At 60.5% G+C, this 24,377-nt stretch carries 31 protein-coding genes and 1 riboswitch; of the genes, 19 read left to right on the top strand and 12 right to left on the bottom strand.

Features of this window, described 5'->3' with window-relative positions; genetic code table 11:
- Positions 1 to 2: 2 nt before the first annotated feature.
- Together ACYQ0Z_RS11450 and ACYQ0Z_RS11445 are read right to left on the bottom strand one after the other, a co-directional pair.
- Positions 3 to 1,007, bottom strand: coding sequence for an ABC transporter permease (locus ACYQ0Z_RS11450; RefSeq protein WP_459868263.1), 1,005 nt, complete (start codon positions 1,005 to 1,007; stop codon positions 3 to 5).
- A gap of 82 nt (positions 1,008 to 1,089) precedes the next feature.
- On the bottom strand, positions 1,090 to 2,727 hold the full coding sequence (locus ACYQ0Z_RS11445; RefSeq protein WP_459868260.1) for an ABC transporter substrate-binding protein: 1,638 nt from the start codon (positions 2,725 to 2,727) through the stop codon (positions 1,090 to 1,092).
- Between the two features lie 352 nt (positions 2,728 to 3,079).
- Between ACYQ0Z_RS11445 and trxA the strand changes: the two genes are divergently transcribed.
- Positions 3,080 to 3,394, top strand: a complete 315-nt coding sequence (gene trxA / locus ACYQ0Z_RS11440) for a thioredoxin (protein ID WP_459868258.1) — start codon at positions 3,080 to 3,082, stop codon at positions 3,392 to 3,394.
- 80 nt (positions 3,395 to 3,474) lie between these two features.
- Positions 3,475 to 5,250, top strand: coding sequence for an excinuclease ABC subunit UvrC (uvrC, locus tag ACYQ0Z_RS11435; RefSeq protein ID WP_459868255.1), 1,776 nt, complete (start codon positions 3,475 to 3,477; stop codon positions 5,248 to 5,250).
- 244 nt (positions 5,251 to 5,494) lie between these two features.
- Here the strand turns inward: uvrC and ACYQ0Z_RS11430 are convergent, their stop codons facing one another.
- Positions 5,495 to 5,707, bottom strand: coding sequence for a hypothetical protein (locus tag ACYQ0Z_RS11430; RefSeq protein ID WP_459868252.1), 213 nt, complete (start codon positions 5,705 to 5,707; stop codon positions 5,495 to 5,497).
- A 199-nt stretch (positions 5,708 to 5,906) separates the two neighbouring features.
- A riboswitch (Lysine riboswitch) is annotated at positions 5,907 to 6,089 on the top strand.
- A 123-nt stretch (positions 6,090 to 6,212) separates the two neighbouring features.
- Here ACYQ0Z_RS11430 and ACYQ0Z_RS11425 point away from each other — a divergent pair.
- A complete protein-coding gene (locus ACYQ0Z_RS11425; RefSeq protein ID WP_459868249.1) occupies positions 6,213 to 7,451 on the top strand; it encodes an aspartate kinase in 1,239 nt (412 codons plus the stop codon).
- A 58-nt stretch (positions 7,452 to 7,509) separates the two neighbouring features.
- On the opposite strand, the gene ACYQ0Z_RS11420 is transcribed toward ACYQ0Z_RS11425, so the two are convergent.
- The 3 genes from ACYQ0Z_RS11420 to ACYQ0Z_RS11410 form a co-directional block, all read right to left on the bottom strand.
- Positions 7,510 to 8,352, bottom strand: coding sequence for an arginase family protein (locus tag ACYQ0Z_RS11420; RefSeq protein ID WP_459868246.1), 843 nt, complete (start codon positions 8,350 to 8,352; stop codon positions 7,510 to 7,512).
- Between the two features lie 74 nt (positions 8,353 to 8,426).
- A complete protein-coding gene (locus ACYQ0Z_RS11415; RefSeq protein WP_459868243.1) occupies positions 8,427 to 8,603 on the bottom strand; it encodes a DUF5325 family protein in 177 nt (58 codons plus the stop codon).
- Between the two features lie 11 nt (positions 8,604 to 8,614).
- Entirely contained in the window at positions 8,615 to 9,355 is a 741-nt protein-coding gene (locus ACYQ0Z_RS11410) for a metallophosphoesterase family protein (protein WP_459868240.1), read from the bottom strand.
- Positions 9,356 to 9,523: 168 nt separating this feature from the next.
- On the opposite strand from ACYQ0Z_RS11410, the gene ACYQ0Z_RS11405 reads away from it, so the two are divergent.
- From ACYQ0Z_RS11405 to ACYQ0Z_RS11380, 6 genes are all read left to right on the top strand, one after another.
- Positions 9,524 to 9,799 carry a DUF2325 domain-containing protein gene (locus ACYQ0Z_RS11405; protein ID WP_459868237.1) on the top strand — a complete coding sequence of 92 codons (276 nt, stop codon included), beginning with the start codon at positions 9,524 to 9,526 and terminating at the stop codon, positions 9,797 to 9,799.
- A 161-nt stretch (positions 9,800 to 9,960) separates the two neighbouring features.
- A complete protein-coding gene (locus tag ACYQ0Z_RS11400) occupies positions 9,961 to 10,419 on the top strand; it encodes a hypothetical protein (RefSeq protein WP_459868234.1) in 459 nt (152 codons plus the stop codon).
- Between the two features lie 30 nt (positions 10,420 to 10,449).
- Positions 10,450 to 11,406 carry an ABC transporter permease gene (locus ACYQ0Z_RS11395; protein WP_459868231.1) on the top strand — a complete coding sequence of 319 codons (957 nt, stop codon included), beginning with the start codon at positions 10,450 to 10,452 and terminating at the stop codon, positions 11,404 to 11,406.
- Positions 11,396 to 12,346, top strand: coding sequence for an iron chelate uptake ABC transporter family permease subunit (locus ACYQ0Z_RS11390; protein WP_459868227.1), 951 nt, complete (start codon positions 11,396 to 11,398; stop codon positions 12,344 to 12,346). The genes ACYQ0Z_RS11395 and ACYQ0Z_RS11390 overlap by 11 nt, the downstream gene beginning before the upstream one ends.
- Complete coding sequence (locus ACYQ0Z_RS11385; RefSeq protein ID WP_459868224.1) at positions 12,340 to 13,098, top strand: iron ABC transporter ATP-binding protein; 759 nt, start codon at positions 12,340 to 12,342, stop codon at positions 13,096 to 13,098. The genes ACYQ0Z_RS11390 and ACYQ0Z_RS11385 overlap by 7 nt, the downstream gene beginning before the upstream one ends.
- A 51-nt stretch (positions 13,099 to 13,149) precedes the next feature.
- Positions 13,150 to 14,142, top strand: a complete 993-nt coding sequence (locus ACYQ0Z_RS11380) for a siderophore ABC transporter substrate-binding protein (RefSeq protein WP_459868935.1) — start codon at positions 13,150 to 13,152, stop codon at positions 14,140 to 14,142.
- A 72-nt stretch (positions 14,143 to 14,214) separates the two neighbouring features.
- Here ACYQ0Z_RS11380 and ACYQ0Z_RS11375 read toward each other — a convergent pair whose 3' ends face one another.
- From ACYQ0Z_RS11375 to ACYQ0Z_RS11360, 4 genes are all read right to left on the bottom strand, one after another.
- A complete protein-coding gene (locus tag ACYQ0Z_RS11375) occupies positions 14,215 to 15,063 on the bottom strand; it encodes a family 1 encapsulin nanocompartment shell protein (RefSeq protein ID WP_459868221.1) in 849 nt (282 codons plus the stop codon).
- Between the two features lie 48 nt (positions 15,064 to 15,111).
- Positions 15,112 to 15,696, bottom strand: coding sequence for an IMEF encapsulin system ferritin-like cargo protein (locus ACYQ0Z_RS11370; RefSeq protein ID WP_459868218.1), 585 nt, complete (start codon positions 15,694 to 15,696; stop codon positions 15,112 to 15,114).
- A gap of 280 nt (positions 15,697 to 15,976) precedes the next feature.
- Complete coding sequence (locus tag ACYQ0Z_RS11365; protein WP_459868215.1) at positions 15,977 to 16,684, bottom strand: S1C family serine protease; 708 nt, start codon at positions 16,682 to 16,684, stop codon at positions 15,977 to 15,979.
- A 177-nt stretch (positions 16,685 to 16,861) separates the two neighbouring features.
- The gene (locus ACYQ0Z_RS11360) at positions 16,862 to 16,945 is read right to left on the bottom strand and encodes a YjcZ family sporulation protein (protein WP_459868932.1); all 84 of its coding nucleotides are present in this window, start codon (positions 16,943 to 16,945) and stop codon (positions 16,862 to 16,864) included.
- Positions 16,946 to 17,119: 174 nt separating this feature from the next.
- Between ACYQ0Z_RS11360 and ACYQ0Z_RS11355 the strand changes: the two genes are divergently transcribed.
- The 5 genes from ACYQ0Z_RS11355 to ACYQ0Z_RS11335 all read left to right on the top strand — a co-directional run bounded on the left by ACYQ0Z_RS11355 (position 17,120) and on the right by ACYQ0Z_RS11335 (position 18,908).
- Positions 17,120 to 17,221 (top strand): YjcZ family sporulation protein, encoded by a 102-nt coding sequence (locus ACYQ0Z_RS11355; RefSeq protein WP_459868212.1) that lies wholly within the window; start codon positions 17,120 to 17,122, stop codon positions 17,219 to 17,221.
- Positions 17,222 to 17,359: 138 nt separating this feature from the next.
- Positions 17,360 to 17,566 (top strand): hypothetical protein, encoded by a 207-nt coding sequence (locus tag ACYQ0Z_RS11350; protein ID WP_459868209.1) that lies wholly within the window; start codon positions 17,360 to 17,362, stop codon positions 17,564 to 17,566.
- Between the two features lie 93 nt (positions 17,567 to 17,659).
- A complete protein-coding gene (locus ACYQ0Z_RS11345) occupies positions 17,660 to 18,022 on the top strand; it encodes a VanZ family protein (RefSeq protein WP_459868206.1) in 363 nt (120 codons plus the stop codon).
- Between the two features lie 119 nt (positions 18,023 to 18,141).
- On the top strand, positions 18,142 to 18,495 hold the full coding sequence (locus ACYQ0Z_RS11340) for a hypothetical protein (RefSeq protein ID WP_459868203.1): 354 nt from the start codon (positions 18,142 to 18,144) through the stop codon (positions 18,493 to 18,495).
- A gap of 35 nt (positions 18,496 to 18,530) precedes the next feature.
- Positions 18,531 to 18,908: a DUF309 domain-containing protein gene (locus ACYQ0Z_RS11335; protein ID WP_459868200.1), complete on the top strand. Its 378-nt coding sequence runs from the start codon at positions 18,531 to 18,533 to the stop codon at positions 18,906 to 18,908.
- Positions 18,909 to 19,039: 131 nt separating this feature from the next.
- On the opposite strand, the gene ACYQ0Z_RS11330 is transcribed toward ACYQ0Z_RS11335, so the two are convergent.
- Positions 19,040 to 20,116 (bottom strand): isocitrate/isopropylmalate family dehydrogenase, encoded by a 1,077-nt coding sequence (locus ACYQ0Z_RS11330; protein ID WP_459868197.1) that lies wholly within the window; start codon positions 20,114 to 20,116, stop codon positions 19,040 to 19,042.
- Positions 20,117 to 20,273: 157 nt separating this feature from the next.
- On the opposite strand from ACYQ0Z_RS11330, the gene ACYQ0Z_RS11325 reads away from it, so the two are divergent.
- The 5 genes from ACYQ0Z_RS11325 to ACYQ0Z_RS11305 all read left to right on the top strand — a co-directional run bounded on the left by ACYQ0Z_RS11325 (position 20,274) and on the right by ACYQ0Z_RS11305 (position 24,204).
- The gene (locus tag ACYQ0Z_RS11325; RefSeq protein ID WP_459868194.1) at positions 20,274 to 20,507 is read left to right on the top strand and encodes a ferritin family protein; all 234 of its coding nucleotides are present in this window, start codon (positions 20,274 to 20,276) and stop codon (positions 20,505 to 20,507) included.
- Between the two features lie 25 nt (positions 20,508 to 20,532).
- Entirely contained in the window at positions 20,533 to 20,859 is a 327-nt protein-coding gene (locus ACYQ0Z_RS11320; RefSeq protein WP_459868191.1) for a spore coat protein, read from the top strand.
- A gap of 57 nt (positions 20,860 to 20,916) precedes the next feature.
- Complete coding sequence (locus ACYQ0Z_RS11315) at positions 20,917 to 21,993, top strand: bifunctional 3-deoxy-7-phosphoheptulonate synthase/chorismate mutase (RefSeq protein ID WP_459868188.1); 1,077 nt, start codon at positions 20,917 to 20,919, stop codon at positions 21,991 to 21,993.
- A gap of 263 nt (positions 21,994 to 22,256) precedes the next feature.
- Positions 22,257 to 23,282, top strand: coding sequence for a catabolite control protein A (gene ccpA, locus ACYQ0Z_RS11310; protein WP_459868185.1), 1,026 nt, complete (start codon positions 22,257 to 22,259; stop codon positions 23,280 to 23,282).
- A 202-nt stretch (positions 23,283 to 23,484) separates the two neighbouring features.
- Positions 23,485 to 24,204 carry a 5'-methylthioadenosine/adenosylhomocysteine nucleosidase gene (locus tag ACYQ0Z_RS11305; protein WP_459868182.1) on the top strand — a complete coding sequence of 240 codons (720 nt, stop codon included), beginning with the start codon at positions 23,485 to 23,487 and terminating at the stop codon, positions 24,202 to 24,204.
- On the opposite strand, the gene ACYQ0Z_RS11300 is transcribed toward ACYQ0Z_RS11305, so the two are convergent.
- Positions 24,179 to 24,376, bottom strand: a complete 198-nt coding sequence (locus tag ACYQ0Z_RS11300) for a hypothetical protein (RefSeq protein ID WP_459868179.1) — start codon at positions 24,374 to 24,376, stop codon at positions 24,179 to 24,181. The two genes, ACYQ0Z_RS11305 and ACYQ0Z_RS11300, sit on opposite strands and share 26 nt — an antisense overlap.
- Between the last annotated feature and the right edge of the window lies 1 nt (position 24,377).

Below are 24,377 nucleotides of genomic sequence, written 5' to 3'. Positions count from 1 at the left end.
CCTTACTCGAGGCGGATGCGCGGATCGACCGCTTTGTACAGGAGATCGGTGACCAGGTTGATGAGCACGAACAGGGTGGCGATGAACAGGATGGACCCTTGGACAACGGGGATGTCGCGGGCGAGGATGGCGTTGACCACGTAGCGCCCGATGCCCGGCCAGGAGAAGATCGTCTCCGTCAGCACCGCGCCGCTGAGCAGGGCGCCGAACTGCAGGCCCATCACGGTGAGCACGGGCAGAAAGGCGTTTTTCAGCGCATGGCGCACGATGATGGCCCCCCGGCGCAGCCCTTTGGCCCGGGCGGTGCGGATGTAGTCCTGTTCGAGAACCTCCAGCATGCTCGCGCGCGTCATGCGCGCGATGATGGCCATCGGAATGGTACCGAGCACGACGGCGGGCAGGAGGAGGTGGGCCAGGCTGTCCCAGAACGCCGGCCAGTTGGCCGTGAGCACGCTGTCGACCAGGTGCAGGCCGGTGATCGTCTCCAGCTGGATGCCATGGGATAGGCGACCGGACGGCGGCAGCCATCCGAGCTGGACGGAGAAGGCCCAGATGACGAGCAGACCCAGCCAGAAAATCGGCATCGACACGCCGATGAGCGCCCCGGTCATGCTGAGGTGGTCGAACCAGGAGTGGGGACGGACGGCGGCGATCACGCCGGCCGTCACCCCGACAACGGTGGCGACGAACATGGCCGCCAGGGCGAGCTCCAAGGTGGCCGGAAAGCGCTCCATCAGCTCGACGGCGATTTGCTCGTGGGTGTGGATGGAGCGGCCGAGATCGCCGGAGAGCACGCGGCCGAGAAAGCGGGCGTACTGCACGAGGAAGGGATCATTCAGGCCGAGATCTTCGCGCAGCTGCTCGAGCTGTTCCGGCGTGGCCCGCTCGCCGAGCATCACCTGCGCCGGGTCGCCGGGGATGAGGTGTAGGAGCAGAAAGGCGAGAAAGGTGACACCGATCAGCACGGGAATGAGCCAGACGAGTCGTTTGACGATGTAGCGCAGCATGGAAACGCCTCCTCATGGAAAGGCATTTCCTCCGGGGCGGGCCCGGAGGAAATGCGGAGCCTTGGCGCCGCCATCGGCGGCGTCACTTTTGAACGTCCACCTTGTTGAGCGCCTCGGAGCCGGTCGGGTGCGGGACGTAGTTCTTGACGTAGGCGCGGGCAGCCAGCGGCGGCGTGGAGTGGGCCAGGGGCACCCACGGCGCGTCGCGGTGGATGATCTCCTGAGCCTTCTGATAGAGCTCCTCGCGCTTCTTCTGGTCCGTCTCGCGCTGCGCCTGGATGAGGATCTCGTGCAGCTCGTCGCTGCGGTAGAAGGCGATGTTGCCGGCGCTGCCTTTCACGGCGTTGTCCTTATCCAAGAGCACGTACAGGAAGTTATCCGGGTCGCCGTTGTCGCCCGTCCAACCCAGCAAGGCCATGTCGTGCTCGCCGTTTTTCGTCTTCTCCAGGTAGGTGCCCCACTCGAAGGAGACGATCTTCGCCTCGATGCCCACCTTGGCCAGGTCGGCGGCGATGGCCTGGGCGATCTGCTGCGGCTGCGGCATGTACGGTCGCGGGTTGGGCATGGCCCACAGCGTTGTCTGAAAGCCGTTCGGATAGCCGGCTTCGGCCAAGAGGGCCTTCGCTTTCTCGGGGTTGTACTCGTAATCCTGGATCTCGTCGTTGTAGCCCCACAGCGTGGGCGGCAGCGGGTTTTTGGCCGGCTTGGCCAGCCCGCCGTAGAAGGCGTCGATCAGCGCCTGCTTGTTGATGGCGTGGTTGATGGCCTGGCGCACCTTCGGGTTGTCAAAGGGCTTCTTGTCCATGTTCATGGCCAGGTAGCCGACGTTCATCGACGGGCGCAGGATCAGCTGCAGGTCGGGGTTGTTCTTGACGTTCTGCACGTCTTCGGGGTTGAGCCCGTCCATGATGTCGATCGTGCCGGCCTGCAGTTCGAGGAAGCGCGCCGCGTTGTCCGGAATGACGCGGAAGATGAGCGTCTTGATCTTGGCCTTTTCGCCCCAATAGTTGTCATTGCGCTCGAGGACGATCCGGTCGTCCTTTTTCCACTCCTTGAAGATGAACGGCCCCGTACCGACCGGGTTCTTGAAGAAGTCCTGGCCATGCTTCTTGATCGCCTCGGGGCTGGCAATGGCGAAGGCCGGCATGGCCAGGGTTTGCAGGAACGGCGCGTACGGCTCCTTCAGCGTGATGTTCACTTCGTAGGGACCTGTTTTTTCTACCTTTTCAATGATGCCGGGATACCCGCCGAACATGTAGCCGTAGTATTCAAAATCGCCATGGTGGTACGGGTGGTTTTTGTCCATCCACCGCTGGAAGTTGAAGACCACGGCGTCGGCGTTGAAGTCGGTGCCGTCGTGGAACTTGACCCCCTCGCGCAGCTTGAACGTCCATACCTTGCCGTCCTCGCTCACGTTCCACTCTGTGGCCAGGGCCGGCTTGACGGTGGTGTCTTCGTCGTTGTATTGGACGAGGGTGTCGTAGATCTGGTGCGTCACCTTCATCGATTCACCGTCGGTCACGTTGGCCGGGTCGAGGCCGACCGAGTCGCTGCCGCGGCCAAAGACGAGCGTCTGGTCGCCGCCCGTGTTGCCGGTGCCTTCATTGATGGCCGGCTGGCTTGAGTTGGGGGCGGACGTTTCGCGCGTGCCGCAACCGGCCAGAGCGGTGGCCAGGATGAGGAGGAGGGAGAGGGCAAAGAGCAGGCCCCTTTTCCGCATCGCGTGCCAACCTCCTTGTGGATTGGGTTCGCTTGGGAAGCGCGCCGGAACCGGCGAGGAGTTGCCCCGGTCGCGCGCTCGCGCCGCCGGCGGGGCTCCTTCGCTTGCCCGATGGGTTCGACGGCGGGCGACGTGCTCCCTGTTTTTTCTCATATTTCTCTCAATTGCATTCCCTGTGCAACAGGCCTCTCCACATCTCATGTGTGCCTGTCGAAGGAGGGCACAACGGTGACGGGAAAGTGGCGGCGATGCGCGTGGTGTGGATATTTTCGCCGGGCGGTGGTATACTGGTGGTGTCTTGATCGAAGACGATCGATTTAAGACGAGACGACACAATAAGGGGGAAGCGCCAATGGCCATCGTGAACGCCACGGATCAGACGTTTCAAAGCGAGATTTCCGCGGGGACGGTGCTGGTCGACTTCTGGGCGCCGTGGTGCGGTCCGTGCCGCATGATTGCGCCGGTGCTGGAGGAGCTGGACAAAGAGATCGGCGACAAGGTGAAGATCGTCAAGGTGAACGTCGACGAAAACCCGGACACGGCCAGCCAATACGGCGTGATGAGCATTCCGACGCTGATCCTGTTCAAAGACGGGCAGCCGGTTGACAAGATCATCGGCTACCAGCCGAAGGAAGCCCTGCTCAGCCACCTCAACAAACATCTGTGAGCGGCAAGACGACAAGGAAAGAGCCTGTCCCTCGGGCAGGCTTTTTTCGTGGAAGCGAAGCCGAAAGGAGGTGTGCGCGTGTGCCCCGTGACCAACTCAAGGAAAAGCTTGCCCTGCTTCCGGCCAAGCCCGGCGTCTACCTCATGAAGGGGGAAGGCGGCGAGATTTTGTATGTGGGCAAGGCCAAGGTGCTGAAAAACCGCGTCCGCTCTTACTTTACCGGCAGCCACGACGGCAAGACCCAGGCCCTGGTCAATGAGGTGGCCGACATCGACTACATCGTCACCGACAACCCCGTCGAGGCGCTGATACTCGAATGCAACCTGATCAAGCAGCACAAGCCGCGCTACAACGTGCTCTTGCGGGACGACAAGTCGTACCCGTACATCAAGCTGACGCACGAGCGGCACCCGCGCCTCGAAGTGACGCGGCGGGTGAAGAAGGACAAGGCCAAGTACTTCGGCCCCTATCCCAACGCCGGGGCGGCCCAGCACGCCAAGAAGCTGCTCGACCGCCTCTATCCGCTGCGCAAGTGCCGCACCCTGCCCAAGGAGGTGTGCCTCTACTATCACCTCGGCCAGTGCCTCGCCCCTTGCGTCCATGACGTGCCCCCCGAGCGGTATGAGCCGATCGTCGAGGAGATTACCCGCTTTCTGAGCGGGGACGTCGACGGCATTGTCAAGCAACTGGAGGCAAAAATGCACGCGGCGGCCGAGGCCCTCGAGTTCGAGCGGGCCAAGGAGTACCGCGACCTGATCGCCGACATCGAGAAGGTGGCGGAAAGGCAGAAGATTGCCTTCAACGATTTCATCGACCGCGACATCTTCGCCTATCACGCCGACCGCGGCTGGATGTGCGTACAGGTGTTCTACATCCGCCAGGGTAAGCTGATCGAGCGCGACGTGGCCATCTTCCCCCACTACGGCGATCCGGACGAGGACTTCCTTTCCTACGTGACGCAGTTCTACTTTGCCCACCCCGCCCGTCCCAAGGAGATCTGGCTGCCCGAGGGCGTCGACCCCGGTGCCCTGGCCGACTGGCTGGACGTCAAGGTCCACGTGCCGAAGCGCGGGAAGAAGAAGGAGCTGGTTGACCTGGCGGCGGAGAACGCCCGGCTGGCCCTCGAGGAACGCTTCCGCCTTATGGAACGCGACGAGGCGCGCACGGTGGAGGCCCTCGACACCCTGGGCCGCCTCCTCGGTATCGGCTATCCGAAGCGCATCGAGGCTTTCGACAACGCCACCACCCAGGGCGTCGATCCCGTGGCGGCGATGGTCGTGTTCCTCGACGGCAAGCCGGCCAAGGCGGAGTACCGCAAGTACCGCATCCGCACCGCCGAAGGCCCGGACGACTACGCGGCGATGCGCGAGGTGATCCGCCGCCGCTACACGCGAGTGCTGAAGGAAAACCTCCCCCTGCCCGATCTGATCGTTGTCGACGGGGGCAAGGGACAGATTTCCGCGGCCATGGATGTGCTGGAGAATGAGCTGGGCCTGTACGTGCCGGTATGCGGCCTGGCCAAAGACGAGCGCCACCGCACCTCGCGCCTGTTGTTCGGCGACCCGCCGGAGGAGGTGCCGATTGACCGGCACAGCCACGCCTTCCACCTCCTCACGCGCATCCAGGACGAGGTGCACCGCTTCGCCAACACCTTCCATCGTCAGGTGCGCACCAAAACGGCCTTCCGCTCTGTCCTCGACGACATTCCCGGCGTCGGCCCCAAGCGGCGCCAACGGTTGCTTACGCATTTCGGCTCCCTCGAGCGGATCAAGACGGCTTCCCTGGAAGAGTTCCGTCGCATCGGCATTGGCGACAAGTTGGCCAAAACGATCCAGGAGCATCTGCGGCAGGCGTAGCCCCCTCGTACGGATGGGAGGGGGCTTTCGGTTTGGATAGAGGGACGTCGAAAAGCGTTGAGGTTGGTGAGGGCTCCAACGCAAAACGGCCGCGGTTCGGTGCAACCGCGGCCGTTTGCTGTGCATTTGCCCGCTTGACCGACGTTCTGGTTCCGGGGGAGCCAAGCCTCAGGCAGCGGCGCGGAGCCGGGAGCTTTTCCAGCCCAGCCACAACAGCGTTCTGACGGCAGGAGCGCGGTCGAGGCTATGACGAGCGGGAGGCCGAGGCCAGAAACCGCCAGGAGCCGAAGAGGTGTTTAACCAGGGGGAGAAAGGTGGCGAGCACCTTTCCCAAAAACGGGAGCACGCGCAGGGCCAGGCGCCACCATCCGATGAATTTGAACACGTTGGCCCCTTTCAGCCAGCCCAACAGCTTCAGGGGTGAAACGTGACGAAACAGGCCGGAAAACATGACCATCACCTCCGATGGCGAGGTCGGTTACTCGCGGGTGGGTACTCTCTTCTACCCTATGCGCAGGCGGCGAAACGGTGTGGATCGTTGTCCATGTGTGACCAAGGTCCGTCGTGCGAATGTTTCCTCTTGCATCGGCGAGCCGAATGGAGTATAATTTCCGACAAATCAATCGCAACACCAATCGCATATGCCCACTTTCGTCGAGTGGGGTAGAGGCGCGGAGACCAGGAGTACCCGCCGGGAGAGCCGGGGCTCGCCGAACGGCGGCGAAAGGGGGATCCGCCGAAGTCCCGTCACCACCCCGGAGGTGGCGGGGCTGGGCCGGCATCGAATAGGTGTCGGACTGTCACGGCCCGGAGAGGGGCCGTGGAGCGCTATCCTGCAACGAGGAAGTAGGGCTTTGTACGGCATGTCGCCATTGGCGTGGGGCGCGTCGGCGGCAACGGCAAGGCTTCTACCCTTGTTGTTGTCGCCGTTTTTGTTTGGGAGACAAAGGGAGGGAAACCGTATGGCGCTGATCGTGCAGAAATACGGTGGGACGTCGGTGAGCAGCATCGAGCGGATCAAGGCGGTGGCCCAGCGGGTACACCGGACACGTGAGGCGGGGCATGACGTCGTCGTGGTGGTCTCGGCCATGGGCCACACGACGGATGAGCTCATCGACCTGGCCCGGCGCGTCACCGACCAGCCGGACACCCGCGAGATGGATATGCTCCTGACGACCGGCGAGCAGGTCTCCATCGCCCTGCTTACCATGGCCCTCAAGTCGCGCGGATGCCCGGCCGTGTCGCTCACCGGTTGGCAGGCGGGCATCACCACCGAAGCGGTGCACGGGCGGGCACGCATTCTGACCATTGACACCACCCGCGTGCGTCGCGAGCTGGAGCAGGGCAAGGTGGTCGTGGTGGCCGGGTTCCAGGGCGTGACGTCGGACGGGGAGATCGCTACTCTCGGTCGGGGCGGCTCGGACACCACGGCGGTGGCCCTGGCGGCGGCCCTCGGCGCCGACCGCTGCGACATTTACACCGACGTCTCCGGCGTCTATTCGGCGGACCCGCGCGTTGTTCCCACCGCCCGCAAGCTGGAGACGATCACCTACGACGAGATGCTGGAGCTGGCCGCCCTTGGCGCCGGCGTGCTGCATCCCCGCGCGGTGGAATGCGCCAAGAAACACGGCGTGGTATTGACGGTCCGCTCCAGCTTCACCGAGGAGGAGGGGACGCTGGTGAAGGAGGTTGCCGACATGGAGCAGGGGCAAGTGGTGCGCGGCGTCGCCCAGGACAAGAACGTCGCCCGTGTGACGGCGGTGGGCCTGCCGAACAAGCCGGACACCCTGGCGGCGCTGTTTACCATTCTGGCCGAGGCCAACATCAACGTCGACATCATCATCCAGAACGCCTACGACGACGAGCGCATTAGCGTGTCGTTCTCGGTGGCCGCCGATGAGCTGCCGCGCACGCTGGAAGTGCTCACCAAGCATCGCGACCGGTTCGGCTTTGTCTCGCTGCTGTCGGAAGAGAGCTTGGCCAAGGTGTCGATCGTCGGGGCGGGCATGGTGACCAACCCCGGGGTGGCAGCGGCGATGTTCCGCACCCTCAGTGCGGAGGGCATTCCGATCAAGATGGTCAGCACGTCGGAGATCAAGGTGTCGTGCGTCATCCCCCAAGCCGACGCCGAACGGGCTGTGCGCGCCCTGCACACCGCCTTCCAGCTGGACGCGCATGAGCACGTGACGGTACACAGATGACGGGTGGGACGCGGGATGGCATCCAAAGCGGAAACGGGATCGGCCGCCCGGCTCATCGCTATGCCGGATGGGACCGAGCCGTTCCCGATGCGGCGAAGCCGACAGGTGGGCGCCGGCCTGTCGGTTTTTGTTTTGGCCATCGCGGGAACGAGCGGGGATGAGGGGCGAGGAGGGCATCCAGCAGCGCCAGGTTGGCCGCCTCGTTGCGGCGGATGGCGTGCAGGTCGTCGCGGGTGGGAAAGGGATGGCCGGGTGGCAGCACCCATTCGCCGCCGATGTCGGCGCCGATGACGCGGGCGTGTTCCCGGAAGCACGCGATCCACGCCAGCAGGTCGGCGAGGGTGAGCGTGCCGTGATCCCAGTTGGTGGCGGCGGCCTCCGGCGTAAGCACGTCTTTGTCCACGGAGAGGTAGACATCAAAGGTGGGCAGGACGCTGCGCAACCACGCCGCGGCGTTGGCCGGCGGGCGGCGCAGCGGAATCCAGACAAGGCGGGGATGCCGTTCGTGGGGAAGCGGTTGGTGCTCCGGCGCGCCGATCCACAGGACACACGCCACCCATGGCAGTTTGAGCGCGTGACGGACCCAGTTGCCACACGTGACGATCCCGGCTTCGTCGGACGCGCAGTCGCTGTGATGGTCAAAGAGGACCACCGTCAGCGGAAAGCGTAAGGCGCGCAGCCGGGCATAGGTCACGTAGTGGTAGTCTCCCGCCCCCCAAAAGAGGAGGGGGGTGCGGACGCGGGCCAGGGCCGCCTCCAGGGCGGCGAGGGTTTCCGGTGCGGCGTAAAACTTGCTTCCGGTTCGGGTCGCGATGTCCAACCATTCATGCGGCAGGGAGCGCAAGCGGTGCTGCCACGTGAGCGTATTGCCCAGGTCGAGGACCGCAAAGCGTTTCCTCATGCGCATCCCCCCGATTGGCTGCGGTTATCCGACGCCCGAGCCGGCGCGGCAAGCGAGGCGCGTGTCGGTGAGGGCTAGCGCGGATTTCGGTTCATCCGCTTTTTCAGTGCGAATCCTACCCCCATGGTCGTCAGTGCGCCGACGAGGGCAACGAGGACGCCGACCGGGCTACGGGCGGCGATGGCCGCGCTTATGCCGAGCAACCAGGCGGCCGTAACGAGGGCAAACACCAGGGCCAGCGGTTTGTGCATGGGGACCTCCCTTATGCCTGGCGGCCGTTGCGCACGGTATAGGCGATCTCGTCGGCCGCCGGGTGTTGACGTGCATGGACGATGCGGACATAGGTTTCAACGTCGTACGGCACGCGCCGCAACGTGCAGGCAAGCCGCTGTCCATCGGCTTCCACCAGCGCATATGAGGCGCGGGGATCTCCATCAAAGGGCAGTCCCACGCTGCCCGGGTTGATCACCGGCTTGCCCGCCACCATCCGGACGACGGCATGGTGGATGTGCCCATAGGCGTAGAGCGCTGCGTCTGGCTCGGCTTGCCGAAATCGCGCGTCCAGCAGGGCCGTGGGCGCGTCGGCGGGTACGATGTCCCACAGGTTTTGGGGTGTGGCGTGGAACAAAAAGGCCGACAGATTGTCCGTCAACGGTACGGTTTTCCGCTCCGGCAGGTTATTCAAAAAATGCTTCGTTCCTTCTTCAAGATTATACCATGTCCACTCCAGTACGGACCGCCATTCCGCTTCCTGCTCGGCGCTGAGCGACAGGCCAAGGGGAGAGCCGGCGACAAGCCATTCGTCGGTGTTTCCCTTAATCACGGTCGTCGGGTAGGACAGGGCCTGCAGGCGGGCAAGCACCTCCTGGGGCATGGCTCCTTTGAAGAACAGGTCTCCCAATATCCAGATCTGGTTGACGCGGTGCCGCTCGATGTCCTCCAGCACGGCGTCGAGGGCCACCGCATTGCCGTGGATGTCGGAGAGGACGGCGATCCGCAACACGCTTCACCCCTTTTCCCTTTTTTCTTTATCGTACCGCAAAGGCGGGGCGCGGCACGATCCCTCTTGCCGCACGGAGATGATAATGATAATATTTATCAACAGAAAGACCCGTGAAGAGGGATGCTCGTTCTTTCCGGACGCGGTGGGAGGGAGAAGGAGGGGAATGCGATGACGGTTCTCGTGGTCGGGGCCGACCGCCTGGGCAACATCGAGTCCTTTTTCCGAAACCGTGGTTATGAGGAAATCGTGCACGTGACCGGTCGAAAAGCGTTGGACACGGCGGTCCACATCCCGTCGCATGTGCATATGGTGGTGGTGTTCACCGATTTCGTCAACCACAATTTGGCGCGGGTGATCAAGGCGAAGGCCAAGGAGCGCAACATTCGGGTCATTTTCTCGAAGCGCTCGTGCTCGGCCTTGGCCAAAGCCTTACGGTTGGCGTGACGGCGGCGGGTTTTGGCGATTGACAACGGGAACAGCCCAAGGATAATATGAAAATGAGAATTACTATCATTTTTGGTGTGGGAATCGGCACCATACGTGACAGCTCGCCGCTCCCCGATTGTGGTGATGGCTCAACCTTGGACGACGGACGGTGAGGCTTCATGCTGTACACGGTGAACGGGTACAGAACCATCTACACGGTGGTGAACAATGAACGAATCGTGGGCGGTGCCGTGGAGGTTGACGAGTTGCGCCTGCGCGGCGGTGAGCGGTTTCGTAACGTGGTGATCACGTCCATCGAGGCGGGGGAGAACGGGACGTATATGGTCGGCTTTGTCACCGAAGACGGCCGGCGCTACATCGCGCACACGTCTGACATTAGCCTGATGGTGCAGCCGACGCACAAGCGGGTCAAAGACCTGCGCAACCCGGTGGCCCGCGAGGAGCTGTTGAAGCAGCGGCTGACCTACCTGCGTCGCGTCCTCGAGGTGAACGAGGGGAACGATTCGTTCCTCTTCCGTCAAGAGGTGAAAAACCTCGTCAATGACATCGGCCTCGAGAATGTTCGCCTGGCCGTGCGGGACATGGAGGCGCTTCAGACCACCTTGCGCATTGCGTAAAGGCCGGATTTCGCGGTGGGGGAACGATGCATGAAACAGATGCTTTTGTGGCTGCTGCTGGTCGTCATCGGTTTTCTTTCCCTGTTCATCGGCGTACAAGAGGTTTCTCCCCTCGATCTTTTTTCGCTTCAGGAGGAAAAGGCGAAGCTCCTGTTGTTGAGCCGCATTCCGCGTGTCCTAAGCATCGTGCTGGCGGGAGCCAGCTTGAGCATTGCCGGCTTGATTATGCAACAGATCGCACGGAACAAATTCGCTTCGCCGACCACTGCGGGAACGGAAGATGCCGCCCGTTTGGGCATTTTGGTAGCCATCCTGCTTTTTCCGCAGGCGAGCACGATGCAGAAAATGTTGATGGCCTTTGGCTTCGCGCTGGCCGGTACCTATGGGTTTATGACCATTTTGAATCGCGTGAAATACAAGGACGCCGTCTTTGTTCCGCTTGTTGGGCTCATGTTCGGCAATCTGATCGGCGCGTTTACCACATTTCTTGCGTATAAATATGACCTCATTCAAAATATTTCCGCGTGGTTACAGGGAAATTTCTCCCTGATTATGAAGGGCAGGTATGAGCTGTTGTACCTCAGCGTTCCCCTGGTCATCGTCGCGTATCTCTATGCCCAACGTTTTACCCTTGCGGGGATGGGTGAAACGTTTGCCGTAAGTCTCGGACTGAAATACAAACAAGTGGTGAACATGGGATTGGTCATTGTTTCCCTTCTTTCTTCCATCGTGATTCTAACCGTAGGGAAAATTCCCTTTCTCAGTCTTATTATACCAAATTTTGTGACGCTGCTGCGCGGGGACAACCTGCGCAAAAACCTCCCGCTCACCGCTTGGCTGGGAGCGATGTTCGTACTGGTGTGCGACATTTTCGGGCGCTTGGTCATTTATCCCTATGAAATTCCCATCGGGTTGACCGTGGGCGTAATCGGATCGGGAATTTTTCTGTATCTGTTGGTGAGGGGCCCGAAGGCATATGAAACCTAAGTCGAAACTTGTTCTCTTGGCCGTTCTCGCAATCGTTATGGTCATTGTGTTTCTCTTCGGCCAGATGGGAAGCAACTGGACATATATCCTGTCCCGGAGATTGGTGAAAGTGGCGGCAATGGTGCTTACCGCTGTGGCGATCGGGGTGTCCACGGTCGTCTTTCAGACGATCACGAACAACCGCATCTTGACGCCCAGCATTATTGGCCTCGATTCGCTGTACCTTTTACTGCAAACGATTATCATATTCATTTACGGTTCGACAAGCTTGACGTTCGCCCACAAACAACTCAATTTCTTTCTTTCCCTGACATTGATGATGCTTTTTTCCTTGCTGCTCTCTTCCTATCTCTTTCGCCTCGAGCGGCAGGACCTCTACCGTCTGCTCCTCATCGGCATTGTATTGGGCACGTTTTTCGGCAGCTTGTCCACGTTTATGCAGGTGTTGTTGGATCCCAACGAATTCCTGAATTTGCAGGGGCGGATGTTCGCCAGCCTGAATCAGGTAAACGGCGATGTGTTGGTGTTGTCCTTGATCGTGATGGGAGGACTGATCGGATATGGGTTACGGCTGGTGAAATACCTGGATGTCCTTGCGCTCGGGAGGGAGCAGGCGATCAATCTGGGGCTCGATTATTACGGGCTGGTCAAACGGTGGTTGATGATCATCTCCCTGCTTGTTTCCGTTGCCACCGCGTTGGTCGGACCGATTACCTTTTTGGGCCTGCTCGTGGCGAATGTGACGTATCAGGTGCTCAAAACATATCGGCACGTTGCGTTGCTTTGGGGGGTGATCTGGATCAGCATCATCGCGCTGGTCGGGGGACAGTTGGTGGTGGAAAGGGTGTTTGCGTTCGCCACACCGTTGAGCGTCATCATCAATTTTGTCGGAGGGGCTTACTTCCTGTACCTCCTCATTAAGGAGCGAACGGTATGGTAGAGATCAAGAAGGTCTCCAAAGCTTATCACGGCAAATGGGTGCTTCGCGACGTGTCTTTGCAGATTCGCAAAGGAAAAATTACCTCGTTGATCGGGCCAAACGGGGCAGGAAAAAGCACGTTGATGGCGTTGATGGGCCGCCTGCTGAAAAAAGATGCGGGAGAAATCTGGATCGATGGGAAAGAGATTGCTGCCTATAAAAGCAACGAGCTGGCAAAAAAACTTTCCGTTCTGCGGCAGACGAACGATATCCGCATTCGCATTACGGTCCGGGAGTTGGTCAGCTTTGGCCGATTTCCCTACTCGCAAGGGAAACTGGATCGGGAGGATTGGGAACATGTAGACCAAGCGATTGCCTATATGGGATTGGCGGACTTGCAGGACCGGTTTCTCGACGAGCTGAGTGGTGGGCAGCGGCAACGGGCGTATATTGCGATGGTGCTTGCGCAAGACACCGACTATGTACTGCTGGACGAACCCCTCAATAACCTGGACATGAAGCATGCTGTGCAGATTATGAAGGTTTTGCGGCGCATGGTCGACGAGCTCGGCAAAACGGTCGTCCTCGTCATGCACGATATCAATTTTGCCTCTTGGTATTCCGATGAGATCGTGGCCTTGAAAAAGGGGAGGGTGGTGAAACAGGGTTCCTGTGATGAGGTGATCCGTCGAGACGTGCTGCGGGAAATCTACGACATGGATGTACGGATTCAAACGATCGCGCGGCAAAAGGTTTGCATTTATTACCAATGATAAGGCTTGTGATTGCGAGGACCAGGAAACCATGAAGAGGGAGGATCGATGATGAAGAAAATTGCGTGGATCTGCATGACATGCTTCCTGCTGATTGTTCTGGCGGCGTGCGGAGGAGGGAATCCGGCGTCCGCTCCGGCGGATGGGACCGGGGAAGGAAGCGGTATGGCGGTGAAGGAGACCGGCAACGGTCAACAGGAAGAGATGGTGATTCGCCATCCATTAGGGGAAACGAAGGTCAAGAAAAACCCGCAAAAGGTCGTGGTGTTCGACTTTGGGGTCTTGGATTCGCTGGAGAAATTGGGGATTGAGGTGACAGGGGTCCCGCAGGCGAACATCCCGAGCTATTTGGAAAAATACAAAGACGCGAAATATGTGAACGTGGGAAGCCTGAAGGAACCGGATTTTGAAAAAATCAGTGACATCGCCCCCGACCTGATCATCATTTCCAGTCGGCAGCAGGAAGCGTATGAGGAGTTGAGCAAGCTGGGACCGACCCTCTATATGGCGGTGGACACGTCGCGGTATGTCGATTCTTTCAAAGAAAATATGCGCACGTTGGGCAAGATCTTTGGCAAGGAAGCAGAAGTGGAGAAAGAGCTGGAAAAGATCGACCGCATGATCGCCGATCTGCGCACAAAGGTAACGGCCATTGAACGGAAAAATGCCCTGGTGATTCTGGTCAATGACAAAAGCATTAGCGCGTTTGGTCCGGGTTCGCGCTTTGGCCTCCTGTACGACGTGTTCGGCTTTGCTCCTGTCGACCCGAACATTGAGGTCTCGACGCACGGAATGAATGTCTCTTTTGAGTATTTAGCCGAAAAAAATCCGGATTATCTGTTCGTGATTGATCGGGGAGCCGTTGTCGGAGGGGAAGGGGTGGCCTCTGCCCAGCAGACCCTTGATAACGAGCTCGTGAAGATGACGAACGCGTACAAGGAAGGGAACATCGTGTATCTTGACGCGAATTACTGGTACCTTTCCGGCGGGGGGCTCATCTCCGTTGAGGAGATGATCCGGCAGGTGGCGAATGCGGTGAAATAACAGGGTTGCAGCCAGCGCGCAGAGGAAAGGGGAGCGCGCTGGCTGCTGTTATGTGCGGGATGAGACACCCCCTTACGCGTCGGGATCCTCCAGCGTGCAAATGGCCTTGGGCTGTTTGATGCGCAGGACAACACACTCGTAGACGCGGAACAGGTAGTTCATGTTTTCCGTCTCGAGAAACGCCGTGTCGAGGTCCTCGGCCACGGCCAGGTCCAGGTTGTGCTGGCCGGTGGAGACGAGGACGCCCGCTCTGCCGCGGATGACCGGGGTTTGGTACACGCCGGCGGTGACGAGTTCCCGGATGTGCTCGATCTCCAGCACGTGGGTGCCGGGATGCACGCGATGGAGCAGCGCATAGAGGTCCGGCGAGACCACCAGGGCATACGGACCGGCATGGCCGTGTTGCAGCAGCTTGTTCCGCGCCTCGACGATGTCGGCAAAGGCGTTGCCCGCTTCCATCCAGTCGCGGCGAATGTGGGTCAGGCGCCCTTTGACCGTCATGAGGCCGGGAAGGTCAAACTGCTCGTTCCCGTTGAAGATGAGGTCGTCCTCCAGCAGGGCGCATTGGGTGGCGGCATTGGCCGCGGCGCTGAAATCGAGAGGGATGTCCAAGGTGCGCGCCTGTTCCACGTCGCGCCAGTACAGGATGAAATCCTGGTAGAGCATGGGGATCGTCAAGTGAACCCGCCGGACCGGAGTGGTGAGCTGCGACGTTTCGCCCCGCAAGTCGATGCCGCCTGTGGGCGTCACCTCGTAGATGTCGTTGGCCACGCTCTGGATCCCCTGTCCGAGCGGGCCGTACAGGGGGATGAAACGGCGGCCGACCAGCTGGTTGCGTGCGGCGTTGATCACGGTGGCGTCCAACTGCTCCCATTCTTTTTCGGTTAGCGGGCTGTCCGGAAAACGCGTGACTTTGCTCACGGATTGCTCCTCCTTTGCTTCAACGAATGGGTGATCCCAAGATTCCCCTCACCGGCCAATGAGACTGCCGACGGTAAAACGGCGTTCCCGTCTGTTAGGCCGGAGCGGCGGGGCCGGTGCCGGCTCCATCGGGGCCGAGCGTTCCGATGAAGACGCGGCGATGGGGGAGTTTTCCGGGCGAAGCTCTTCATCGTCGTGGTCGAACGCTTCTTGACCGACCAGCGCGCGTGTGATTTCCTTTGTTTGCACGTAGTCTTGGTACGCGCGCATTCGAAGCTGGCGTAGCCGCTCGCCGATGGGCTGGTCCTTGAATTCGTAGAGGGCCAGGTCAAGATGTTCGACAAAGTTGTGCAATCCGAACGTCTCCAGGGCCAGGTATTGCAGGAGGATCACGTCGTCCCGTTGGTCGAGGGGCTCCCCGTCCGCTTCGCGAACCCGTTTCTCCAGGTGGGGAAGAAACCGATCGAGACGCTGCAGATGGTGTTCCTCTTCCTCCAGAATGTGATGGTAGTAGAGGCGTTCGTGGTCGTTTTGGGCTTGTTCGATAATGGGGTGCAAGAGATGGACAAATTCCTGAACGGCCTCCCGCGTGCGACGGTAGATGGCCAAAAGGGTTTCCCAATCATGACGCATGGTTTCACCTCTTGGGAGGAAACGTTTGCCGTGTTTGTAGTTCCATTATGGTAAATGATACGACAGTTTGCAAGCATAAATCCCAATTCACTTAAATGAGTGAAAATGAATTTCATTGACCTTGATTTTCTTATCTTTTCAGAGCCTAGTGTAACCGAAAAAATACAAAGTAAACCATTTGGATCCGTGAACCCGCCGGCATGTTTGCTGGAAGGAAGACAGGCGAAATCGCCCCCTCCGGAGGGAATCGGGTCGGGCGGGAAAGGGGGCGACGGATTGTCTATGGCAGATAGGGGCGGATGTAGGGCTTAAGGCTGTCAATGGCGATGGCAAAGCCGATGCTTTGGGACGGCTGGACGACGGCGACATTCATGCCGATCACGAGACCGCTGAGGTTGATGAGCGGTCCGCCACTGTTGCCGGGGTTGATGGCGGCATCGGTTTGCAGGACGTTCTCGTAGACATAGCCCTTTGCGCGTAGCGGGCGATCCTTGGCGCTGATCACGCCAACGGTTACGGTGTTCTCCAGCCCGAGCGGGTTGCCGACGGCCATAACCCATTCGCCCACCTGCGCATGGGCCGATCGGCCAAGGGGCAGATAGGGCAGCGGACGTGATACAGGAATCTGCAACACGGCGAAATCCCGTTTGCTGTCCGCGGTCACGAGGCGGGCTTGGTGTACCGTACCGTTTCGTTGCTTAACCCAGATCGTTTGCGCATTGTGAATGACGTGCTCGGCGGTCAGGATGTACCCGCGGGGATGGATGAGAAATCCCGAACCGAAACTTCGGGTTTCTTCGCCGCTGGCTTCCTCCCAGTCGGGGAAGAGAAACTGCATCAGCCAGCGGTTAAAGTCGGCGTTCACGGTTTCCCGCGTCTGAATGGCGATCACCGCGTCGCGCACGGCGTTGACGATGGGGACGAACAAGTTCCCTGGGTGAGGGACGGGCCCATCGAACAGCGGTAGCTTCCGTTTCCGTCGTTTCATGGGATCTCCTCCTGCCCGCGCCGGTGTGATATCGCAACATATGCGCAGGTGGACACGACAGGTGCGGGACAGCCGTCTAAATTGAGGTTGAGCGGAAAAAACGGGCGGATCTCTTCCAGATGAAAAGGCCGGCGGTTGCCGGCCGGTTTGCTTGAGGGGCGCACGCGCCACCGCCGGTTATTCGGCGGCGCCGACGATGACGAGGAGGATAAACAGCACCAACACCAGGGCGAAGTCGTCGAGATCGAAGATGCCGCTCATGCCGTTCCCCCCTTCTAGCAGTCTCAGTCCATCTTACCCACCGAACCGGAGGGGTGTAACGGCGATGGCCCATTTTCTGATCATTGGGGCATGCGCCTAGCGCCTAGTTCCCCTCAGGCGAATAGGGTATAGCGGTCGCATGTTACGACCTCGAATTTCCAGAGGGGGGATACGATGAGCAGTAGCAGCAGCCGTCACGGCCTGTGGAGTAGCGGTTTTGTTCTCGTGCTCGTGTTGTTTATTCTGCTGGTGATTGTGGGAATGCTCGATCACTGACGGAGACGGAACTCGTCCTGAACCCTACGGAGGGGGTTCCCGTGTTGGCACTCCACCTGCGACAGGTGGGGTGTTTTTGTGGAATAGCATCCGGAAAATGTGGGAAAAATGGCGAGTAAAACGAAAGGGGGAATCCCGGTGGCGAGAATTCCCTTTTCTTCGTTGTCCATCGGTGATCCGTTTCGTCCTCTGGCGTACAAAGCCTCGTACGACATGGATTTTTCGCTGGAGTGCTTGTACTGTTCCGGATCGCGGCTGAAGGGTTATCAAGTGGAGGATGAAAACGGCGTGCAAGCCAACCTCGTCGTCTGTGAAGATTGCGGTCGCGTCAATGGAGCCTACTGAGCCGTCTGTGTTACAATCGCAGGAGGCGTTAATCGTCACGGGCCGGTGCAGCTCACAGGGATGCCGGCCTTTTGCATGGGAGGGAATACCGGAATGTGGCGATGGCTTCCTGCGGGAGTGTGGATGACGGTCATTTTCATCTTGTCCAGTCGTACGTCCCAGGATTTGCAAAGCTGGTTTCCTTTTTTCTCTTCCTTTAATTGGGGCCATTTCGTCGCGTATTTCATCCTGGCGTGGACCTACTATTACGCCTTGTGGCCCAAGCGGCAGACGTGGAACATCAAGCGCTGGGCGGTGGTGTTGGCCATCGCTTACGGGGTAACCGATGAAATCCACCAATACTTTGTCCCGACACGCCATCCCGATGTGATGGACCTGCTCGTCGACCTGTGCGGGGCGCTTGCGGCCATGTGGGTGGCCGGCCGATGGGAAGCGCGGAGAACCATTTCGCTGTAATGGCTGCCAACAAGTTTTCAACCCGGGTCACCGAAGTTTCGCTACAATCGGGGTTGAAGGTGGGTTGCGGGAAAGGAGCCAGAGGGTCGATGGAAAAACGGTGTCGATGTGGTGGATGGATGGTTTTAACAATTCGCAATGTGGTGTATCAGGGCAGCGTGGAGATTGAAAACGTTCCGGTACTCACCTGCGAGCGCTGCGAACGCAGTGAAATCGCGGAAGCGGTAAAGGATGACCTCAAGAAGCTCCTCGATGACTTGTCGTGCGCGGCCGTGCCGGGCAAGGTGAATTTCGAGGAGGTTTCGGAATGGGCCCACGTGCTGGTGCAGTACGCCGAAAACGCCCATGTTCCGCTGCGCGATATGCTCGGCGAGCGCATTGACGATCTGCTCGACTTGTACCTGTTGGCCAAGACCCTGAACGACGAAGACTGGATGCGGGAGATTCAGGGACGGCTCAAACAAGTAATCTGATGCCCAGACACGGGAACCAAGGGAGAGGAAGCAGGGTGAACGGCTCGGGTTATCCCGTACAGTACCGGGAGTTTTTTGCGCGGTATGCGAGAGGGGAATACTGGGAAGCACATGAGGTATTGGAAGAGCTTTGGCAGACGGAGCGGCACAATGACTTCTACCATGGGCTGATTCAGGTGGCCGCCATCATGCACCAGGCCCAGCGCGGGAAAGTGGGCGGGATGCGCAAGTTGGCGGCATCGGCCCTGCGTTACTTGTCGCCGTACCGACCGCAGCACATGGGGGTTGATGTCGATCGCGTGGTGGCCTGGCTGGAAGACCTGTTGGTCCGGCTGCCGCGCGATGTCCGGACGGTGCCGCCCGAGCGTCTGGCCGAACTTGGGGTGACGAAGCTTCCGCTGCCGCTGTTTTGAGGCGATCGCTTTTCCGCAGATCGGGAAGAAGGAAGGGGCCGCGGATGTGGACGCAGGACCGCAACCGGACGAGGGAAACGCAAAGGGGATGGCCGGTTTTCGCCATCCCCTTTTTTGCGTCGTGAACGGGGCTAGATGTTGTACATGCTGGCCCAGACGTCCAATTTCGTCTGCACCTTTTTGATCACTTCGTCTGTGAACTCGGTGGTTGTGGCGCTGCCGCCCAGGTCGGCGGTGCGGACGCCGTCGCGCACCGTCTCGATCACCGCCTCGTAGATCGCGCGGGAGGCCATTGTCGCCTCCTTTTCGTCGAAGTAGCTGAGCAAGGAACCGGCGGCGAGGATCATCGCCATCGGGTTGGCGATGTTTTTCCCCTGCAGCGACGGGGCGGTACCGTGGGGGGCTTCGGCCATGACCACCTTGGTGTTGAAGTTCTCGTCGAAACTGATGAGCAGTGACTCAGAGCCGGCGATGGAGCCGAAGAGCTCCAGCACGAGGTCGCTCAAGCAGTCGCCGTCGCGGTTCAAGGCCGGGATGACGAGCGGTTCGCCCGACGTGCGCATCAAGAGGGCATAGGTGGCGTCGATCAGCTGCGGTTCATAGGGCACATCCGGATAGCGTTTTGCGGCGGCGTCCAGTTCTTCCTTGAACATGCCCTCGTAGATGGGGCTGACCGTGTACTTCGGCCCGCCGAATACCTTGGCCCGCATCTTGCGCGCGTGACGGAAGGCGTATTCGGCCACGGCGCGGCATGTGGCACGGTCGATCTTTTCCGTGCGGTAGGCCACCTCGTTCAACCCGTCCCCTTCGCGCCATTCCTTGGCCCCGTAGGCGTCACCCACGGCCATGCGCACCACGGAAATGGGCGAATGGATCCCGGCCACCGGCATCACGCCCGGCAGGCGCCGCCCCGTTCGGACGATCACCTTCCCGTCGATCTCCTTGCGCAAAATGGCGTTCGGGCTGCCCACATCGCCCTTGGCCTCCGGTGTGATGGTGGCCGCTTTCAGACCGAACCCCGCCTTTTTCATCGCCCGAGCCGCCTCATACACCACTTCGTTGTTCGTGCGGCGGCGGTTTTCCAGACTCAGGTCGAACACCTGGAAGTTGATTTCAAATCCGATAACATTGGGCTCGAGTACCCGCAGCGCCTCTTCCAGCAGTTCCTGTCCCGTTTGGTCTCCTTGCATGACGACGACGGTTTTCATCGTTCCGGCTCACCTCAGACCCAGGATCTGCACTAACGTTCTCATTATACTGCTTTTTTTTCGGTAAGGACAGAACGGGCCATCTGGGTTGTGTTGGGCCTGTCGGGGTATGCACCGGTGCGAGACGGGAAAAGGTAAAACACGGGAGGTGATCCCGTTGGCCAACCACGTGATGAAGCCGCTGACGTCGAACGAACTGGTTGCCCTCGACGCGTTGCTTGCGTTCGAGGCGCTCCTGGTGCGCAAATACCTCGATGCGGCACAGAACGTGCAGGACTTGACCTTGCAGCCGTTCTGTCGCGATATGGCCGAGCGGCACCGGCGTCACTTCGATTTGCTGCTCCTCAGCTTGCAGCAGCACGGCGGCGTGACGCCGGTGCAGACTTCGTGACGGTGGGAAAAGGAGGATCGGAAACGTGTGGCAGGACAAGGAGCGATTGGATGACCTTGTGCGTGACGAAAAGGCGCTGGTTCAGCTGTACACGAAGGCCGTGCTGGAAAGCGGATCGCCCAAACTGCAGCAGGATCTGATCTCCCTGCTGAGCGGGACCATCCAGTCCCTTGCTCTGGTGGCGGGCGAGGTGGAAACGCGCGGCTGGTCGCTGCCGGTCGCGGCCGACGGCGGTGCCGTGCAGAACCTCCTGACCCGGTACCAGGGCGAACAGGCCCAGCTGGCCCAGGAAATCCAGGCGCAGGCCTACCCGGCACAACAAGGGCCGCCACAAACGCAAATTCAGGCATGACAGATGGGAAACCGTGCGCTATAATAGTCAGAAATATTTTAGGGAGGGAGAGAAACCGTGTCGGGCGAATTGGAGACGCTCCGCAAACAGCTGGACGAGATCAACCTGCGGCTGTTGGAACTCATCAGCGAGCGCGGGCGCATCGTCCAGGAAATTGGCCGCATCAAAGGAAAACAGGGCGTACAAAAATACGATCCGCTCCGCGAGCGGGAGATGCTCGAGCGCATCAAGGCACAAAATCGCGGCCCGTTTTCCGACGCCACGATCGTGCACCTGTTTAAGGAGCTGTTTAAGGCGTCCCTCGAGCTGCAGGAGGACGATACGCGCAAGGCGCTCCTCGTGAGCCGCAAGCGCCAGAAGGAAGACACGGTTGTCACCGTCGGCGAGGTGCGCATCGGCGGGGCGGAGAAGGTCATCGTGGCCGGGCCGTGCTCGGTGGAGACGCCGGAGCAGGTGCGGGCGGTGGCCCGGTTCATGGCCGACCGCGGGCTGCGGCTGATACGCGGCGGGGCGTTCAAACCGCGCACGTCGCCCTATGACTTTCAGGGCCTGGGTGTCGACGGGCTGAAGATCCTGCGCGAAGTGGCGGATGAGTACGGCCTGTATGTGGTCAGCGAGATCGTCAACCCGGCACACGTGGAGATGGCTGTCGAGTACGTCGACGTGATCCAGATCGGGGCGCGCAACATGCAGAACTTCGAGCTGTTGAAGGAAGTGGGCCAGACGCGCACGCCGGTGCTTCTGAAGCGCGGACTCGCGGCCACGATCGAAGAATTGCTCTACGCGGCGGAGTACATCGTATCGCGGGGGAACACGCAGGTGATCCTCTGTGAACGCGGCATCCGCACCTACGAGAAGTGGACGCGCAACACGTTAGACATCGCGGCGGTGCCGATCCTCAAACAGGAAAGCCACCTGCCCGTGCTGGTCGACGTCAGCCACGCGGCGGGGCGGCGCGACATCCTCTTGCCGCTGGCCAAGGCGGCGCTGGCCGCCGGCGCCGACGGGGTGATGGTGGAGGTGCACCCCGACCCGCCGGTGGCCCTGTCCGACGCCAAGCAGCAAATCGACTTGCCCACGTTTGACGCGTTTCTGCAGGCCTTGGGGATGGTCCAGACGGAGGCGGTGCGGTAAGGCACCGCACTCCTTTGGCCATTCCGGCGGCCCGAGGGGCGAGAGGGGATAGGGCGGCCTCCCTGGTTTAGGACCGGGATACGGGTCTTTGATCGTCACTCAAAAACGCATGATCTCGTAGGCGGAGAGCGGGGACCGGGCCCCCGCACCGCCTTTTTGTGTTGGTGAAACGGGAGTTGAAATCGTGTGAAAATTGCCGTATCCTAAAACGTAAGATGAAAACCAAATGAAAACCAGTTAACGGTTGCAGGGAGGGAGCGGCCGTGTCCGTAACCATTTACGATGTGGCGCGGGAAGCGGGTGTGTCGATGGCAACGGTGTCCCGTGTGGTGAACGGCAACCCCAACGTGAAGCCGGCCACGCGGAAAAAGGTGCTCGAAGTGATCGAGCGGCTGGGGTATCGCCCCAACGCCGTGGCCCGCGGTTTGGCGAGCAAGAAGACAACGACCGTAGGCGTCATCATCCCGGACATCGCCAACGCCTTCTATGCCGAATTGGCCCGCGGCATTGAAGACATTGCCAACATGTACAAGTATAACATCATCCTCTGTAATTCGGACAAACAGCCGAAAAAGGAACTGACGCTCATCGAGACGCTGTTGGAGAAACAGGTGGATGGCCTCTTGTTCATGGGGGCGCAGGTAACGGACGAGCACCTCGCGCTCTTCCGTTCGGCCCCTGTGCCCGTGGTGCTGGCCACGACAATCGATCCGGGATGTCAGCTGCCTTCGGTCAACATTGACCAGCGGCAGGCTGCCTACGACGCCACGCGCCTGCTGCTCAATCACGGCCACACCCGCATTGCCTTCCTGGGCGGCCCGTTGGAGGAGTTTGCCGGACTCAGCCGCTTTGAGGGCTATCGCCTGGCGCTGGAGGATGCCGGCGTGCCCTTTCGGGAGGAGCTGGTGCAACTGGCCGATTACCGCTACGAGACGGCGCTGAAGCGGATGGATCATTTCTTGGCCCTTCCCGAGCGCCCCACGGCGGTGTTTGCCACCAGTGACGAGATGGCGGTGGCCGCCATCCACGCCTATCAGGACGCCGGTTTCCGTGTGCCGGAGGACGTCGAGGTGATCGGCTTTGACAACATCCGCCTGGCGTCAATGGTGCGCCCGACGCTGACGACGGTGGCCCAGCCGATGTACGACATTGGTGCCGTGTCGATGCGCCTCTTGACCAAGTACATGCACAACGAGAAGGTGACCGATTCCCTCGTGTTCCTCCCGCACACGATCGAGTTGCGCGGCTCGACGCGCGCCGAGGCGCAAACGGCGGTTGTGGCGCCGTAACAGGAGTTCCAGGACGGCTGGACCGGATTGTCCCGATGCCCGGTTGGTGCCCGCCTTCGTGGCGGGCACGATTTGCGCCTGGCGCGGGTGACCGCGGCAGGTGCCCCTGTTATAATGGAACCGTTGCCGCCAAGGCGCTAAACCGCCCTGGATAATGGGCGGGGGAGACGGTTACGCTTTGACGCAAAGGGGGAGAGGTGCCATGACGATCGGCATCATCGGGGCCATGGTCGAAGAGGTAGAACGCTACCGCGAGGGGATGTACGGCGAGCAGGAGGTGCGCCATGCCGGAATCCCGTTCTACCGGGGCGAGCTGGCCGGGCAGGATGTGGTGGTGTGCAAGTCGGGCGTAGGCAAGGTGAATGCGGCCGTCTGCGCGCAGCTCTTGATCGATCGCTATCAGGTGTCCCACATCGTGTTCACCGGCGTGGCAGGGGCGCTCCATCCCGAACTGGAGATCGGCGACATCGTCGTCTCGCGGGACTGCGTGCAGCACGACATGGATGCCACCGCGCTGGGGTTTCAGCCCGGCGAGATTCCGTTCCATCCCAAATGGGTGTTTGAGGCCGATCCCCAGCTTGTGGCGCTGGCCGAGCGGGCCGCGCGCCGGGTAACCGAGGTGCGCGTGATGACGGGGCGCGTCCTGTCCGGCGACCAGTTCGTGACGAACCGGGAAAAGGCCCGCTGGCTGCACGAGCGGTTCGGCGGACTGTGCCTGGAGATGGAAGGCGCCGCCGTGGCCCAGGTGTGCGACATGAACGGCGTGCCCTTTGTCGTCATTCGCTCCATGTCGGACAAGGCTGATGGCTCGGCCCACGTGGATTTTCCGGCCTTTGTGAAGCTGGCGTCCCAGCGTTCCTGCGAAGTGGTGTGCGCCATGCTGGAGGAGCTGGCGACTACTTCAGCAGGCCGAGAAGGATGAACAGCCCGCAGGCTGCCGCCGCGACAAGGAACAGGAGGCGAAAGGCCTGGCGAACGGCGGTGAGCACGAACGTGGCGATGAACAGGAGAATGGCGGGCACGTATAAGTCGGGTGCCGAAAAATAGGCCACGGCCAAGAGCACAAGCGACAACAGCCACAGCAGGCGAATCATG

This window comes from Calditerricola yamamurae, from assembly GCF_054654135.1.
This window is presented reverse-complemented; position numbering and strand designations above follow the sequence as displayed.

What these genes read in the sequence shown, in the direction of transcription:
- ACYQ0Z_RS11450 (WP_459868263.1), bottom strand. Translation starts at nt 1,007, where the DNA reads ATGCTGCGCTACATCGTCAAACGACTCGTCTGGCTCATTCCCGTGCTG.
- ACYQ0Z_RS11445 (WP_459868260.1), bottom strand. Translation starts at nt 2,727, where the DNA reads ATGCGGAAAAGGGGCCTGCTCTTTGCCCTCTCCCTCCTCCTCATCCTG.
- trxA (WP_459868258.1), top strand. Translation starts at nt 3,080, where the DNA reads ATGGCCATCGTGAACGCCACGGATCAGACGTTTCAAAGCGAGATTTCC.
- ACYQ0Z_RS11430 (WP_459868252.1), bottom strand. Translation starts at nt 5,707, where the DNA reads ATGGTCATGTTTTCCGGCCTGTTTCGTCACGTTTCACCCCTGAAGCTG.
- ACYQ0Z_RS11425 (WP_459868249.1), top strand. Translation starts at nt 6,213, where the DNA reads ATGGCGCTGATCGTGCAGAAATACGGTGGGACGTCGGTGAGCAGCATC.
- ACYQ0Z_RS11420 (WP_459868246.1), bottom strand. Translation starts at nt 8,352, where the DNA reads ATGAGGAAACGCTTTGCGGTCCTCGACCTGGGCAATACGCTCACGTGG.
- ACYQ0Z_RS11415 (WP_459868243.1), bottom strand. Translation starts at nt 8,603, where the DNA reads ATGCACAAACCGCTGGCCCTGGTGTTTGCCCTCGTTACGGCCGCCTGG.
- ACYQ0Z_RS11405 (WP_459868237.1), top strand. Translation starts at nt 9,524, where the DNA reads ATGACGGTTCTCGTGGTCGGGGCCGACCGCCTGGGCAACATCGAGTCC.
- ACYQ0Z_RS11400 (WP_459868234.1), top strand. Translation starts at nt 9,961, where the DNA reads ATGCTGTACACGGTGAACGGGTACAGAACCATCTACACGGTGGTGAAC.
- ACYQ0Z_RS11395 (WP_459868231.1), top strand. Translation starts at nt 10,450, where the DNA reads ATGAAACAGATGCTTTTGTGGCTGCTGCTGGTCGTCATCGGTTTTCTT.
- ACYQ0Z_RS11390 (WP_459868227.1), top strand. Translation starts at nt 11,396, where the DNA reads ATGAAACCTAAGTCGAAACTTGTTCTCTTGGCCGTTCTCGCAATCGTT.
- ACYQ0Z_RS11385 (WP_459868224.1), top strand. Translation starts at nt 12,340, where the DNA reads ATGGTAGAGATCAAGAAGGTCTCCAAAGCTTATCACGGCAAATGGGTG.
- ACYQ0Z_RS11380 (WP_459868935.1), top strand. Translation starts at nt 13,150, where the DNA reads ATGAAGAAAATTGCGTGGATCTGCATGACATGCTTCCTGCTGATTGTT.
- ACYQ0Z_RS11370 (WP_459868218.1), bottom strand. Translation starts at nt 15,696, where the DNA reads ATGCGTCATGATTGGGAAACCCTTTTGGCCATCTACCGTCGCACGCGG.
- ACYQ0Z_RS11365 (WP_459868215.1), bottom strand. Translation starts at nt 16,684, where the DNA reads ATGAAACGACGGAAACGGAAGCTACCGCTGTTCGATGGGCCCGTCCCT.
- ACYQ0Z_RS11360 (WP_459868932.1), bottom strand. Translation starts at nt 16,945, where the DNA reads ATGAGCGGCATCTTCGATCTCGACGACTTCGCCCTGGTGTTGGTGCTG.
- ACYQ0Z_RS11355 (WP_459868212.1), top strand. Translation starts at nt 17,120, where the DNA reads ATGAGCAGTAGCAGCAGCCGTCACGGCCTGTGGAGTAGCGGTTTTGTT.
- ACYQ0Z_RS11345 (WP_459868206.1), top strand. Translation starts at nt 17,660, where the DNA reads ATGTGGCGATGGCTTCCTGCGGGAGTGTGGATGACGGTCATTTTCATC.
- ACYQ0Z_RS11340 (WP_459868203.1), top strand. Translation starts at nt 18,142, where the DNA reads ATGGTTTTAACAATTCGCAATGTGGTGTATCAGGGCAGCGTGGAGATT.
- ACYQ0Z_RS11330 (WP_459868197.1), bottom strand. Translation starts at nt 20,116, where the DNA reads ATGAAAACCGTCGTCGTCATGCAAGGAGACCAAACGGGACAGGAACTG.
- ACYQ0Z_RS11305 (WP_459868182.1), top strand. Translation starts at nt 23,485, where the DNA reads ATGACGATCGGCATCATCGGGGCCATGGTCGAAGAGGTAGAACGCTAC.
- ACYQ0Z_RS11300 (WP_459868179.1), bottom strand. Translation starts at nt 24,376, where the DNA reads ATGATTCGCCTGCTGTGGCTGTTGTCGCTTGTGCTCTTGGCCGTGGCC.